Annotated in this window: 13 protein-coding genes; 4 read left to right on the top strand and 9 right to left on the bottom strand. The window is 45.0% G+C overall.

The genetic code is table 11. The features are described from left to right. Window positions 1-35: 35 nt before the first annotated feature. Window positions 36-356 (bottom strand): YqcC family protein, encoded by a 321-nt coding sequence (locus SDEN_RS08075; protein WP_011495988.1) that lies wholly within the window; start codon window positions 354-356, stop codon window positions 36-38. Window positions 357-444: 88 nt separating this feature from the next. Between SDEN_RS08075 and SDEN_RS08070 the strand changes: the two genes are divergently transcribed. Both SDEN_RS08070 and SDEN_RS08065 read left to right on the top strand, forming a co-directional pair. Beyond that, window positions 445-1,488, top strand: a complete 1,044-nt coding sequence (locus SDEN_RS08070; protein ID WP_011495987.1) for a DUF3549 family protein — start codon at window positions 445-447, stop codon at window positions 1,486-1,488. After that, window positions 1,485-1,871: a DUF3301 domain-containing protein gene (locus tag SDEN_RS08065; protein ID WP_011495986.1), complete on the top strand. Its 387-nt coding sequence runs from the start codon at window positions 1,485-1,487 to the stop codon at window positions 1,869-1,871. The genes SDEN_RS08070 and SDEN_RS08065 overlap by 4 nt, the downstream gene beginning before the upstream one ends. A gap of 1,486 nt (window positions 1,872-3,357) precedes the next feature. Here SDEN_RS08065 and SDEN_RS08055 read toward each other — a convergent pair. The 7 genes from SDEN_RS08055 to prmB all read right to left on the bottom strand — a co-directional run bounded on the left by SDEN_RS08055 (window position 3,358) and on the right by prmB (window position 9,458). Further along, window positions 3,358-3,822: a hypothetical protein gene (locus SDEN_RS08055; RefSeq protein ID WP_011495985.1), complete on the bottom strand. Its 465-nt coding sequence runs from the start codon at window positions 3,820-3,822 to the stop codon at window positions 3,358-3,360. Window positions 3,823-3,885: 63 nt separating this feature from the next. After that, window positions 3,886-4,488, bottom strand: coding sequence for an RNA methyltransferase (locus SDEN_RS08050; RefSeq protein WP_011495984.1), 603 nt, complete (start codon window positions 4,486-4,488; stop codon window positions 3,886-3,888). Between the two features lie 13 nt (window positions 4,489-4,501). Next, window positions 4,502-4,780 (bottom strand): YfcL family protein, encoded by a 279-nt coding sequence (locus SDEN_RS08045; RefSeq protein ID WP_011495983.1) that lies wholly within the window; start codon window positions 4,778-4,780, stop codon window positions 4,502-4,504. Window positions 4,781-4,783: 3 nt separating this feature from the next. Further along, the gene (locus SDEN_RS08040) at window positions 4,784-5,965 is read right to left on the bottom strand and encodes an ATP-NAD kinase family protein (RefSeq protein ID WP_011495982.1); all 1,182 of its coding nucleotides are present in this window, start codon (window positions 5,963-5,965) and stop codon (window positions 4,784-4,786) included. Between the two features lie 49 nt (window positions 5,966-6,014). Then, on the bottom strand, window positions 6,015-7,214 hold the full coding sequence (locus SDEN_RS08035; protein WP_011495981.1) for an MFS transporter: 1,200 nt from the start codon (window positions 7,212-7,214) through the stop codon (window positions 6,015-6,017). An 80-nt stretch (window positions 7,215-7,294) separates the two neighbouring features. Then, a complete protein-coding gene (aroC, locus tag SDEN_RS08030) occupies window positions 7,295-8,389 on the bottom strand; it encodes a chorismate synthase (protein ID WP_011495980.1) in 1,095 nt (364 codons plus the stop codon). Window positions 8,390-8,513: 124 nt separating this feature from the next. Further along, window positions 8,514-9,458: a 50S ribosomal protein L3 N(5)-glutamine methyltransferase gene (prmB, locus tag SDEN_RS08025; protein ID WP_011495979.1), complete on the bottom strand. Its 945-nt coding sequence runs from the start codon at window positions 9,456-9,458 to the stop codon at window positions 8,514-8,516. Between the two features lie 79 nt (window positions 9,459-9,537). Between prmB and smrB the strand changes: the two genes are divergently transcribed. After that, window positions 9,538-10,065 (top strand): endonuclease SmrB, encoded by a 528-nt coding sequence (gene smrB, locus SDEN_RS08020; protein WP_041406153.1) that lies wholly within the window; start codon window positions 9,538-9,540, stop codon window positions 10,063-10,065. A 40-nt stretch (window positions 10,066-10,105) separates the two neighbouring features. Here the strand turns inward: smrB and sixA are convergent, their stop codons facing one another. After that, window positions 10,106-10,576 carry a phosphohistidine phosphatase SixA gene (gene sixA, locus SDEN_RS08015; RefSeq protein ID WP_041406152.1) on the bottom strand — a complete coding sequence of 157 codons (471 nt, stop codon included), beginning with the start codon at window positions 10,574-10,576 and terminating at the stop codon, window positions 10,106-10,108. Window positions 10,577-10,877: 301 nt separating this feature from the next. On the opposite strand from sixA, the gene SDEN_RS08010 reads away from it, so the two are divergent. Beyond that, window positions 10,878-13,667 carry an insulinase family protein gene (locus tag SDEN_RS08010; protein WP_011495976.1) on the top strand — a complete coding sequence of 930 codons (2,790 nt, stop codon included), beginning with the start codon at window positions 10,878-10,880 and terminating at the stop codon, window positions 13,665-13,667. Window positions 13,668-13,786: the final 119 nt, after the last annotated feature.

Genomic DNA, 13,786 nt, shown 5'->3' with positions numbered 1-13,786 from the left:
AAATACCGGCCATTTCATTGTATTGATTGTTTGAGTTATTTTGCGGCATTAATAAAATCATCCATTGCGATAAGTTGCTCAATGATTGGCTGATACACAGGGTTTGCTTGCCAGACTTGGGATGCCATTGGGGCTAAGTGCATTTGGGATGGCAATGGCTGCTTCGCGTCGACAATCGCGCCCAGTTTTGGAATGAAAATAAACTGCAGCCACTCTTCGAAGGCCATGGTATCGCAGGAAAAGGGCGCAGTGCTGGCTAATGCGGCAGGCGAAGGCTCACTATCGCTCCACAGATTTTGTTGTTTTAACAAGGCTTCCAAGCGAACTAAATGGGTTTTACAACGGCTATAAGGCATAAAATACTAATGTGAACTCAGGGCTTATAACGAGATATGATATCATCTCGCGGTTGTTATCCAAATAAACCGAGTAAGCGGCAGAAACATGACTGAAATTACCACCTTAAGCCAGTTCCTAACCACGGCGAACACCCAATTCCAAGTGTATGATTTAGGACGAAGAGTTCAACATATCGATGCTTTGGCATTCCATCAAATTGAATCCTTACTCGCACCTTACCCCTATCCTATTCAAGGCCATGCCCAGCTTGGATTAGTGTTTTGGCAACAGTCGGCTCAGCCCTACATTTGGTTTTTAAAGCTACCATTAGATGAGCAAGGTTTATTATCGCCCGCGCCTCGCAGCCAATTTATTCAAATGATTTTAGATGCCTTAGGCAGAGACTTAACCCAAGAACTAACTGAAGCACAGCAAGAACAGTTTGCAAATCATCCTTTTAGCTTCAAGCCCAATCAACACAAACTTGCGCTATTTAATGCCTTAGTGCGTCAGCAATTAGGTCAACCAGCATCAAGCCAGTATGAATTTGCGGCGCAATACCTATCAGAGCAAGCTGTAATTGGTGAGTCATCGGCGGTTGAAAATGAAAGCCATAGCTGGGAACAACTTGGCCTTCAAGGGATTGCGGATGTGTGCGTCAGAGCCCAGAGCCTTGATAATATGGATAGTTTAATTCGAAGCTTCGACTTTAGCCCTCTGCCCGTGCACGCGGCACTATGCCAGTGTTTAGAGCATCTCCCCCTTGAGCCAAGCTTGGCTGAAAAAATTTACCTTTTATTTGAGCAAGCATCAAATGAGCACAAAGCAAGTTATTTAGCCGCACTCGCGTCGAGCCCAAGCCTGTCAATCAAGGCGATTGCTCACTTAGCGCAGCACAATTTGCTGGACGCGAACCACTTAGTCACAATAGCGGCTAGAAATTGGCAGGCATTAAAAGATGACAGTTGCAGAAAATCTTATCTCGAAGCCTTAGCTTTACAAGAACAAGGCTTTTTCAATCAAGTTTTTGCTGATATTGTAGCTATACCCAGTCTACGTCAGGCACTGCTGCTCGATCTTCGTAATCCAGAGCGCAGCAACATACTTTCCATTGCCATTGGCGGTTTATTTAAGGCAGCTCAATCATGATGTCAGATGTCATCTTAATCCTAGCGCTTTTTGTTCTTGCCGCCTTCTTCTGGCAATTAAGGCAAATGGCAGAATTAAGTCGAGTCTTCGCCGAACGCGCTTGCCAAAAACAAAGCGTGCAGCTGTTGGCCATAGCCATGATCCATGCAAGACCCAGCTTTGGCGGTCATACTGGCGTCTGCTGGAAAGCCAAATTCATGTTTGAATTTAGCACCGACGGAATGGATCAACACCAAGGACAACTTTCAATGAAAGGCAAACAAATTCAAGGGATTGAATGGCCAGTGTTTCCCGAACCTGAGTGGAATGACGCGCCGTTATCTCAAGGGAAATTTGATGGTTGCGGCGCTCAAACTAGCTGTAACACAGGTAAATGCCATTAATCATGTGACTGTTTATCCCAATAAAATGACCGCCTCTCTAGGCGGTCATTTTATTGGGATCTTGAGCAAAAATACTATCAAAAGTACTATCCACAGACACAAAACAGGCATTCATCTAGCGTCATGTATTGAGATTAATTATGCCTGAGGTTCACTGGAAGTGGGAGCCGTCAAGATTTCATAGTCACTATAACTGATGGTTCCTTCGCTATCGATTGATTTAAAGTATTCTTAGTTCGCCATTCAGTTCATCACTGTCCAATTCCTCAATGTAAGGCGCGAACTGATAGATAAGCTCTGACTCATTTTCAGAGACAAACTTGATGCTGTCTAGTTTTACTAATTCCGAGAAAGTGAGTTTTTTCTGCCCTTCTTTTGGAGATGTATCAGCCTTATCTTGCAAATATACCTTGAGTCTAACGCTATTGGGCTCTTGGCCATTTTCATGGATATCATTCCTTAATATTAACGGTGGGAGTATGACGGCAATTCACTCTATGCCGCAAACTTTGACAAACCATTCTTTGACAACCCCCTGGGGGAAAGTTCAATTAATACGATCGGAATAGCCGATGAATGTCTCAATGAGGTGGGTTTATCATATTGGTGAAAACCAAAAAGAAAGGCCACGATAGTATTTCGTGGCCTGTTATTCTTTGTTAAGCAATCCTGCTATTCTTGTGCTCCCTGCACCGTCCATGCGTCTATACCGCATCCCTTGCATCTGTCCTTAGCATCCTTGTATTCCCTGTATCATCTAAGATACCGTCCTTTATCCCAGCAATTCCTTTACTGAGCCTGCTCTGTCCTTAAGCGTGTCCTATATCATCCATGGCAATCTAAAACGTTAAGTAAGACATCATGTCTACACTGGCCATCCCTTGCTGCTATCCGTAGCATCCTTGTGTTCCCTGTACCATCTAAGATACCGTCCTTTATCTCAGTCATCCTTTACTGAGCCTGCTCTGTCCTTAAGCGTGTCCTATATCATCCATGATAATCTTAATCCTTGTAGCGAGACATCATGTCTACACTGGCCTTCCCTTGCATCCCCTGACCTTAAGTCTTCCTTGGGGCTATCCGTTTTCGTCCTTGTACTCAATCATCCAGATTAAGTGACTCTACCTTGAGTATGCTCGGCCTTGAGCGCTTCCTGTTCCGTTCATCCTGTTCCTTGGATGTGTTAATCATATGCCAGCTTCCCCCTAGGAAACATGCACCTAAAAAAGATATTTTGAAAATAAACACAAAAAAAATGCTTTGCCAGACCGACGGGTGAAAATAATAAAGGGGAATGAATGACTTAAGCCAATGCGGTATAAGCTTAGCTGCAAACAATAACGCCAATGCTCACAAATCGTGTAAGAGATCTCTCACATCCATAATAGGAAAAATTGAGACCCTATTTTTATTAAGCAATAAACCGCTCAACTATAGGGCCCGCCAGCAAGCGTTAGCACCTGATAAATCAAAATGAGCGACTGGATTAACCTTGCTTAGCGAGGCTTACAATCAATTCCAAAGCGGTTTTTAACTCTTGCAGCACATTTTCTTCTGGCATGGCTTTTTTAGCGCAATCATTGAGAACCACGGCGTAATCAACAACCATTTTATCATCTTGGTATTTTTGTTTTAATCTTTCGCTGATGTGGGTTTTGTAGGCATCGATTTGTAGCTGGGTCTCACTGGCTTTTTGCGCATCATTGCCGGTGAACTCCAGTAAACCTGGAGTAATAATGGTTTGTTGAATGTACTGATTGTAATTAACCAGTCCAGTTCGAATGGTGTTTAGATCTCCTGCTGAGTAAGTCTCTTTTAAATCATCGAGTTTATTATCAACAAAATCGAGGTAGCCTTGGCAAGCTTGCATATCATTGATTGTTGTTGCGGCAAACGCCGAACCTGAGCTTAATATTATTATCGAGAGGGATAAGATTAATGGTTTATACACGGCGAAGTCCTTTAACTGAGAATGAATTTCCGCCTCATATAATAGACCTAGACTGGAAACTTGCTATTCTTTATTACGCCAATGTTTAACTTTAGTGCGGTTGTTATTGTCGCGACTTTGCTTAATCAGCTCATCCCCTGCAAGCATTTGCGCCGATTTTGCCAATCTGTCGTACAGCAATACATTAACTGACGCGGCTAGATTCATGCAGCCTACCGTCGGGACATACACTACCTCATGCGCCGCATCGATAAGCACTTGAGGTATGGTGCCATCTTCGGGGCCGAAAATATAAAAAGCATGCTCTGGGTGGACAAAATGCGGTAGCGGCGTAGCACCAACCACAAGATCGACGCAAATAATCTTAGCCCCGACGGGAACCTGATCCAGCAGCGACTCCACCCCAGTCAAAGGGATAGTCTTAGCCGCGTCTTTGGTGTCGACATCATACTGGGCGTCGCCGGATTTGGCAGCAAGCTCGTAACGCCGACCGGTATAACACACGCTATCGACCCGATAACAGCCGGCGGCACGCATAATGCCGCCAACGTTCACGGGTGTTTTAGGATTAACTAAACCTATGATCACTGAACTTACGGCATTTGAGCCTATAGAAGTTGAACCTAAGGTATCGATACCTATTTCAGTCGCGCCAATGTCGCTCATTTAACGACTTCCATTAAAGATTGTTAGCCTGAATACGTTGACGCAATTGCTGCCATGCATTGGCCACTAGGCTGTAATCGTCATCGTTAAGCTCGCTATTGGCCAGCGCTAAGCAGTCGACCATTTTACCATCTAGCGCCGTTAAATCTTGGCTTGGCTCAATTTCAAGTTGCGCTAATACTACTGCCACATGGCCTTGTAGGTATCCACTGGCAAATAAAGCATCATCGTCACCGTTGACTACTGTGTCTTCTATCCAAGACTCTAAGGCTGCATCGTACTTGTCTAACATGGATTACCTCTTCGCTAAATCTGGGTTGGCCACTTGATACATGACGTAATCATGGTAGCCTGTGACTATCTTGTAATAGCCCGTCAGTGCTATATCTAATTCAGGGTCGCCACTATCCACAATTAATGGCCTGCCTTCAAGTGCTTTTAGCTTTGTTTTTGTCGCTAAGATCAAAATATTGTCTTTTCCAATCTGACGAATAAGTTCAGGGGATAACTGCTGATTGCCCCGTCCTAGCACATGGCCCTGACCACCAATCAAGGTAATCACCAATTTTGCGGGCTTGTTTTGAGTAAGCTCAAGTAATTTATTTGCGGTTAAATCCTTTGCAACAAGCTGTTTATTTTGAATTAAATCGACGCCGAGCAGAGTATTATCGACACCAAGCTCTTCCATCACAAAGGCCACTGTACTGCCAGAGCCCATGATATACAGGGTATCGTCTTGCCCTTCAGCCATAGTTTCAATGACATCCGCCGCAATATCGGCAAGCACTAATTCGTCGACTTCTACGCCGCCCATTTTCACCGCTTGAATGTATCTAGGCTCAGCAGGTACTTGCATTTCACCAAATCGCTTCGCCCGCACTTTTCCTTCACGAAAAGCTGCTTCATCTATGTCCATTACATCCGCTGGCATCAAGCTGACAAGCTCACCATCAAGCAGCATTTTAACCACAAGACCCGCTGCATTTGGGGTGATACCATACACGCCTGAATGAATTTTCACCCCTGCAGGCACCCCCAACACTGGCAAAAATACTGGCAAGAGTGCCGGCAATTTATCATCTAAAGCCGAATACACGTCCCTTGCCGTGCCATCGCCGCCGGCAAACAGCAGCAAATCTAACGGCAACTCAGTGAGCACTGCCACTAATGATTGGGTATCACAAGCTTGAGTGCTTTCTTGAGGGCTGTAGACGAGTTCAACTTTAAAGCCCATTTCTGTGGCTAAATTTTCTCCCATCTCGCCTGCTGCGGTGTAAATAACAATGCGCTCAGCATAAGGTTTAATGACATCCAGCGCTTGTTTCATCCTAAGCCTTGCTTTGGGTACGGCTCCTAGGGCAAGCGCCTGTGCGGCGACATCATCAGAGCCTTTAAGGGCAACACTGCCACCCAGACCTGCCAATGGATTGATAACCAACCCTAAACGAAACACTGACACCGACACTCCTTCATACATGTTTAATCCACCACTTTACTACACAGGCTATATACGCTTTTTAATGCAATCAGCTTTGAACGCTAGCCTGCTTGCTCGATAACGTCGGTATGGCGAGTACCGCCAACATGGCCAATAAAGCGCAGCTTGCTGCAAAGATCCAAGTCATCACAGAGCCACTGCCATCGCCCCAAATCACCCCGCTAAGCCAAGTCCCCAGCGCGCCGCCGACACCAAAGCTGAGGCTAGCGTATAACGCCTGACCTTTGCTTCTATGGCTGGGCGGAAATTGCCTGTGAATAAACTGAATCGATGCCGCGTGCGTCAAGCCGAAGGTAAAGGCATGCAGCAATTGACTCAGGCCCAGTAAGGCTAAGCTGTCTGCGCCGAACGCCACCAGCAACCAACGCAGCGCCGTCATTAACATGCACACGACCAATAAAAACTTGATGCCATAACGCCCTAATAGTCTAGGCGCGAACATAAACATGATGATTTCGGCTATTACTCCAAGAGCAACAAATAATCCACCAGCCGTTTCTGAGTAACCCACTTGCTTGAGATACAAAATAAAGAAGCCATAAAAAGGCCCTGCACTCATTTGCAATAACATGGCCGACACCAGAAACCACACTGTGGCGGCTTCAAGTTTGAGCTTACTCACCGGAGCATGTTTATCTATGACGACTCGATTAGCGGGTAATGGCAGCGCACAGGCAAGTAAGCCAATAAACAGACTCATGCCTATGATGGGCAGCACTTCTGTGCCCCAGGTATCTATGGCAACGCCGGCCCCAACCACCAAGACAATGTAACCGATACTGCCAAAGCTGCGGATTTTACCGTATTGATTGGCTTTATCCCCTAAGGTTTCTAAGGTGATGACTTCAAGCTGGGCTAGGATGGCATTCCAAAAGAAGGTATAAACAGCAAGGCTTATGGATAAGTAAAGCACCCCGCCTTTGAAGAAAAAACTCACGAAAGTGATGGCCGCGGCCGCGGCGCCAAATTTAATCAATTCGGCGCGCATACCCGTCTTATCTGCAACCATGGCCCACAGATTAGGAGCGATAATACGCGTCCCCATCAGGATGGCAAGCAACAGGCCAATTTCTTGGGCATCAAAACCTCGGTTATCGAAAAATACCCCAAGGTAGGGAACCATGACACCCAAGATGGCAAAAAAGAAGAAGTAACACGCACTGAGCCAGCGCAGTTGCTGCTCAGTGTTCATGGGGCTGGTTTGACTTGATTCGATTTGGTTTGCCATGATTTTATCCCTACGTCATGATCTAATGGCTGTTGACCCAGCTGAACCTAGCAGAGGTCTTCCTCAGCCAAATGAGGGTTTTAACGCATACCAATTTTAGGGGTGTCGCTAACCACGGCATTATTTTGCGCTCTGTGCCTTAGTAGGTGATCCATCAAGACTATGGCAAGCATGGCTTCTGCAATGGGCACGGCGCGAATGCCAACACAAGGATCATGACGTCCCTTGGTCACCATCTCAACTGTGTCACCCTGCACTGTCATGCTTTGACCTGGCACACTGATGCTCGATGTAGGCTTTAGCGCCATATGAGCAACAATAGGTTGACCCGATGAAATGCCCCCAAGCACGCCGCCAGCATGGTTTGATTCAAACCCTAGTGGTGACATTAAATCTCGCCCTTGGGAGCCTTTTTGATTTACCACTGCAAACCCATCACCAATTTCAACCCCTTTAACCGCATTAATGCCCATTAATGCATGGGCTATATCGGCATCTAAACGATCGAACACTGGTTCACCCAGCCCTACGGGCACACCTGTTGCGATAACTGAAACTTTAGCGCCAATGGAATCTCCGGATTTTCTAAGCTCACGCATGTACTCATCTAAGGCTTCGAGTTTACTGACATCAGGGAAGAAAAAAGCATTTTGCTCAACTTGGGTTAAATCTATAGTCTCGGCACTAATAGGCCCAAGCTGTGATAAGTAGCCTGTGACTTCAATGCCGTGGACTTGCTTTAAATACTTTTTAGCCACGGCGCCCGCAGCAACACGCATGGCGGTTTCTCGCGCCGATGAACGGCCGCCGCCACGGTAGTCACGCATGCCATACTTTTGCTGATAGGTGTAATCGGCGTGACCTGGACGGAATGTATCTTTGATATTAGAGTAATCTTGGCTACGCTGATCGGTATTTTCTATCATCAAGCCAATGGAAGTGCCAGTCGTCTTGCCTTCGAACACCCCGGATAAGATTTTGACTTCATCCGCTTCACGGCGTGCTGTGGTATAACGAGACGTGCCTGGGCGGCGGCGGTCAAGATCATGCTGCATATCCTCTGCACTCAGTTCAAGTCCTGGAGGGCAACCATCAATAATACACCCCAATGCGACACCATGACTCTCACCAAAGGTGGTCACCACAAAGTTCTGACCTATGCTATTTCCCGACATGCGCTGTTTGTCCCTCTAAATTTATCTCGCTAGACTTGATAGACGTTAACCTGAAAAGTGGCCATTTATGAATAAATGGCCACTGTGAACTCCAAACTTATAGTAAAAATCGCCTAATGAATAACTAGTCTACGTCTTTATAAACAGAAAATAATGATTCATTTTCAACAAGTTGATCTCGCGTTAATACAAATACGCCGTCACCGCCGCATTCAAACTCAACCCAAGTAAATGGCACATCAGGGAACTGCTCCATTAAATGCACCATAGAGTTACCCACTTCAACTACAAGTACACCATCTTGAGTCAGATAATCGGCGGCATTAGCCAAAATACGTTTGGTTAAGTCCAAACCATCGCGGCCAGAGGCTAACCCTATGGCGGGCTCATGATGGTACTCATCTGGCATATCGCCGATATCTTCGGCATCCACATATGGCGGATTAGAGACGATTAAATCGTATTGTGGCCCTTTAGGAATGGATGAAAACACATCAGACTGGATAGGGAATACCCTGTCCATGACCCCAAGAGATTCAATATTAATTTGCGCAACTTCCAATGCATCTTCACTGATGTCTAAGGCGTCGACTTCCGCATCTTCAAACAGATATGCACAAGCAATTGCGATACAGCCACTGCCGGTACATAAGTCCATCACGCGGTTAACTTGTTTGTTATACAGCCAAGGACTGAAGTTGTTATTGATCATTTCTGCTATGGGTGAGCGCGGCACTAATACCCGCTCATCCACGTAAAATTCAAGCCCTGCAAAATGTGCTTTATTGGTCAAATACGGCACAGGAAGACGTTCACGCACCCGGCGAATGATAAGCTCGACGATTTTATGCTTTTCACTGCTGGTCAGATTACTTAAAATAACCTGTTGGCCGATTTCTTCCGGTAAATGCAATGCATGGAATACCAATGCGATGGCTTCATCCCAAGCGTTATCTGTACCGTGGCCATAATAAATATTAGCATCATTAAAACGGCTAACTGACCAACGCAACATATCACCTATGGTGCGTAACTCGGTGACGGCTTCATCTACAAAGATCTTATCCAAAACATTCTCCTGCTTAATTGTTCTGGGTCATTGTAACTGAAGTCTATTAAGATGACATAGAATTCAATACAATATGACCATGAATAAAGATAATCTCCCTGACGCTCAGTCCTTTTTTGAATTAGTTGATGACGTTAAGCCGCTTAAGCAAAACACTCATCATTTTCGTCAACAGGCTAAGACTAAGCAAGTGTTCGAATTTAAGGAGCAACAGCTCCATGCCGATAGCTATTTTTCTGATAGCTATCAGCCCTTGTTGCCTCATGATGGGCCTATGCGCTGGATTGATGAAACTGCGGACAAGTTAGAGCTTAAGCGATTGAGACGGGGTGATTACCAGCCAGATCTATTGCTGGATCTACACGGTTTGCGACAATCAGAAGCCAAACTTGAATTAGCCGCGCTCATTCAAGCCTGTATGAAACAAAGCATTCAATGTTGTAGTGTGATGCACGGTTACGGTGCGGGAATTTTAAAACAACAAATTCCCATCTGGTTAGTGCAGCATCCTAACGTCAAAGCCTTTCATCAAGCCCCCAAGGAATGGGGCGGCGATGCAGCATTGTTGGTACTCATCGATTTGGGCGATCAGCCTCACAGACGCTAATCCCCTTTCCCAAGTACCCATTCACACAAGTAAAGGACATTTACGCTAGCTGTGTAGGGTTTTGCATCGCCACTAAGCTTGCCAGCTCTAAGTGTTTATCAATATGTGCAATGCCCGAAGTAGCAAACAGGGGGGGCTCTATTCCATAGACAAACTCGCTAACCATGTAGCCTAAAATTGGCATATGAGCGATAACCAGCACAGTGTCAGCCTTGTATTGTTCGGCATAAGCGAGTATCGCATCGACGGCAAATTTGGGGTCGGCATTGGGGGTGATGTCATCTAAGGTGACTATATGTCTAGGCTCGGCTAAATGCTTACTGACTTCTTGCCAAGTTTGCTGCGCACGCACATAGGGGCTAACTATGACTAAGTCTACTCGCGTCGTCATCTTAGTTAGCCATTTCGCCATCATACGGCTGGTATAACGGCCTGTATCGGTGAGCATACGCTCTTTATCGGAGGGGGCATCGAAGCTCGCTTCACCGTGTCTCATCAAAAAAAGTTGCATAGGGTTCTCAGCAGACATTATTGTTATCATTATTGTTTAATTGTAACTCAAAAAAGCCGTCAACAAACCCTGTTTTTCGGTCGTTTTAGTCATCTTTAGTCTATAACTTATCAGCTTAATGTTATTCACTGCTAAGCTAATGTGAACTGGGCTTTAGAATTAAATACATCCTTAACTAAAATTAAATTAACTTAGCTTCTGAAATCTATTGTCAAGCAGAGTAAGATAAACAGATTGATGTTTAAGCTGATAATTTTATTCGCCCTTATCACTAAGCCACTGCGTTACAGGGAGCACAGATTTGTCTTTTACGCCTATTATCCACAAAAGCCCAAATGATCATCGCCAATACAAATACCTGCTACTTGAAAATCAGCTGAAGGTACTATTGGTTGAAGATATGCAGTCGACTCAGGCCGCATCGTCCATGGCAGTAGGTGTGGGACATTTTGACGATCCTGAAAAAAGACCAGGTATGGCGCACTTTTTAGAACACATGCTGTTTCTAGGCACAGAAAAATACCCTGATTCTGGCGAATACCATGCGTTTATTAACCAACATGGCGGCAGTAATAATGCCTGGACAGGCGCTGAGCAAACCAATTTTTTCTACAGTATCGATGCCGAGGCCTTTGAGCCATCATTGGACAGATTTAGCCAATTTTTTATCTCACCAAAATTTGATTTAGCCTTAGTCGATAGAGAGCGTCATGCTATCGAGTCGGAATTTAGTTTAAAGCTTAAGGATGATATTCGCCGCGTCTATCAAGTTCAAAAAGAGTCCGTCAACCCAGCTCATCCTTTCGCAAAGTTTTCCGTGGGTAACCTCAAAACCTTAGGTGGTGATGAAGTAGACCTTCGACAAGAGCTGCTGGAATTTTATCGCGAACGCTACAGTGCCAACGTAATGACGCTCTGCTTGGTGGCACCACTCGCTTTAGATGAACTAGAACAACTTGCAAGGCGCTACTTTGGCAGCATCATTAATACCCAGCGTCAGCGGCAGTATCCACAAGTGCCGTTTCTTACTGAAAAGCAACAGCTTAAGCAAATCAGCATCGTGCCCTTAAAAGATCAGAAACGGGTCAATTTAAGTTTTACTTTACCCGGGATAGATCAATTTTACCCCCGTAAACCCCTGACTTTTATTAGCCATTTATTGGGCAATGAAAGTCCGGGCAGCTTGTTGTCTTACTTGAAGGCTCAAGGGCTTGCCAACAATTTATCCGCAGGCGGCGGGATCAATGGCTATAACTTCAAAGAATACAATATTTCTATTCAGCTCAGCGATAAAGGCTTGCAAGAATTAGATGAAGTCGTCGCTTGCGCCTTTGAATACATAAGGCTAATTAGTACTCAAGGGCTCGATACATGGCGCTATCAAGAAAGGGCCAATTTGCTGGAGACAGCATTTCGTTTCCAAGAACAAATAAAAGCCTTAGATCTTGCCAGCCATTTAAGCATTAACATGCATCACTATCGCCCCGAAGATCTAGTCTATGGTGACTATCGCATGGACGGTTTCGACATTGATGAAACCACTATGCTGCTGTCCTTACTAAGCCCAGACAATATGCGCTTGCAAGTGGTTGCCAAAGAGATAACCACAGACAGGCAAGCCGCTTGGTACCATACCCCCTATTCTGTTGAAGATATTGCCCCCGAACGCTTGCGAAAGTGGGATATTAGCAAGATCCGACCTGGACTTGCTCTGCCTGAAAGAAATCCTTTCATCGTGGCCAACCCCCAAGCACGGGTAGCTAAAAGCCTCAGCCCACATCCATGCTTAGTGGATGAGGGACCCGCCTTTCGACTATGGCATAAAAAAGATGATGAGTTTAATGTTCCCAAGGGGCATATGTATCTGTCGCTCGACTCAGATCAAGCCAGCAAAAGCCCATTGCATGCTGCACTCACGCGGCTCTATGTTGAAATGCTGTTGGATTATTTAACCGAAGCTACCTATCAAGCCGAAGTTGCTGGCCTTAATTATAATATTTATCCTCATCAAGGCGGGATAACCTTGCATTTAACTGGTTTCACCGGCAATCAAGAAACCTTGCTGTCTCTGGTGATACATAAGGCTCGCGAGCGTAATTTTACTCAGGAACGATTTGAAACCATCAAGAGACAATTGCTGCGCAGTTGGCGTAATGCCAGCCAAGCAAAACCCATTTCTCAGCTATTTACTGGCCTTACTGTCACGCTGCAACAACGCAGTTATGAGCCTAGCCAAATGGCCATGGCACTTGAACATGTGGTGTTGTCCCAGTTACACGACCATGTCAGTGCCTTCTATGAAAAGATTTACCTTGAAGGCTTAGTCTATGGCGATTGGCTAGAAAGTGAGGCTAAGCAGCTAAGTAAGCGCTTGCAAAACTTACTGTCCTTAGTATCAAAACCCAGCAAAGAAGCGGCTAGGGAACTGGTGAATATGGCCCACAAAGGCACTGTGATGCGAGAGCTTGTTATCGCTCATCAGGACAGCGCCATTATTTTGTATTATCAGGCCCAATCATCATCCCTCGATAATATGGCAATCTTCACCTTGCTTAACCACACTATGTCATCGACCTTTTTTCATGAATTACGTACTGAAAAACAATTGGGCTATATGGTAGGTACGGGTTACTTACCGTTAAATCGACACCCTGGGATGATTTTCTATATCCAGTCCCCTACCGCAGGGCCAAAACAATTACTCGAAGCCATAGATGAATTTATAGCTGACTTTAACTACGCCGTGATGCAAATTACCAATGAGCAATGGGAGAGCACTAAGCTAGGGTTAGTCAGTCAGATAATGGAGCATGACTCCAACCTTAAGACTCGCAGTCAGCGTTATTGGGTGAGTTTAGGAAACAGAGATTATTCATTTAACCAACGAGAACTTGTGGTCGAAAAAATTAAATTACTCACCCGAGCAGACTTAATCAAATTTATGATGCAACAAATGCGCAGTAAACATTGCAATCGCTTGGTATTATTTAATCAGGGGGAGCAACATCAGCAACACGAACCTTTACGTTCAGAAGAAATGATCACTGATCTTAATTATTTTAAGAGTAATTCTGAGAAGTTTGACTTCTAATCGATATTGAGGGAACGCTAAGATCACACTTATATTTCCTCTATATCGTATAGATAAACAACAAGAAAAGTGTAGTTCAGTAATAAATGCAACTAGGTTTTGACAAAAGGGGGACTTTC

Origin of the sequence: Shewanella denitrificans OS217, from assembly GCF_000013765.1 — a bacterium.
In the GTDB taxonomy this organism is placed as follows: Bacteria; Pseudomonadota; Gammaproteobacteria; order Enterobacterales; family Shewanellaceae; genus Shewanella; species Shewanella denitrificans.
The sequence above is the reverse complement of the archived record's forward strand: the minus strand, read 5'-3'. Positions and strand labels throughout refer to the sequence as shown.

Bases quoted from the DNA above. Each gene is read 5' to 3' on its own strand.
- SDEN_RS08075 (WP_011495988.1), bottom strand. From the start codon at position 356: ATGCCTTATAGCCGTTGTAAAACCCATTTAGTTCGCTTGGAAGCCTTG.
- SDEN_RS08070 (WP_011495987.1), top strand. From the start codon at position 445: ATGACTGAAATTACCACCTTAAGCCAGTTCCTAACCACGGCGAACACC.
- SDEN_RS08065 (WP_011495986.1), top strand. From the start codon at position 1,485: ATGATGTCAGATGTCATCTTAATCCTAGCGCTTTTTGTTCTTGCCGCC.
- SDEN_RS08050 (WP_011495984.1), bottom strand. From the start codon at position 4,488: ATGAGCGACATTGGCGCGACTGAAATAGGTATCGATACCTTAGGTTCA.
- SDEN_RS08045 (WP_011495983.1), bottom strand. From the start codon at position 4,780: ATGTTAGACAAGTACGATGCAGCCTTAGAGTCTTGGATAGAAGACACA.
- SDEN_RS08040 (WP_011495982.1), bottom strand. From the start codon at position 5,965: ATGTATGAAGGAGTGTCGGTGTCAGTGTTTCGTTTAGGGTTGGTTATC.
- SDEN_RS08035 (WP_011495981.1), bottom strand. From the start codon at position 7,214: ATGGCAAACCAAATCGAATCAAGTCAAACCAGCCCCATGAACACTGAG.
- aroC (WP_011495980.1), bottom strand. From the start codon at position 8,389: ATGTCGGGAAATAGCATAGGTCAGAACTTTGTGGTGACCACCTTTGGT.
- smrB (WP_041406153.1), top strand. From the start codon at position 9,538: ATGAATAAAGATAATCTCCCTGACGCTCAGTCCTTTTTTGAATTAGTT.
- sixA (WP_041406152.1), bottom strand. From the start codon at position 10,576: ATGCAACTTTTTTTGATGAGACACGGTGAAGCGAGCTTCGATGCCCCC.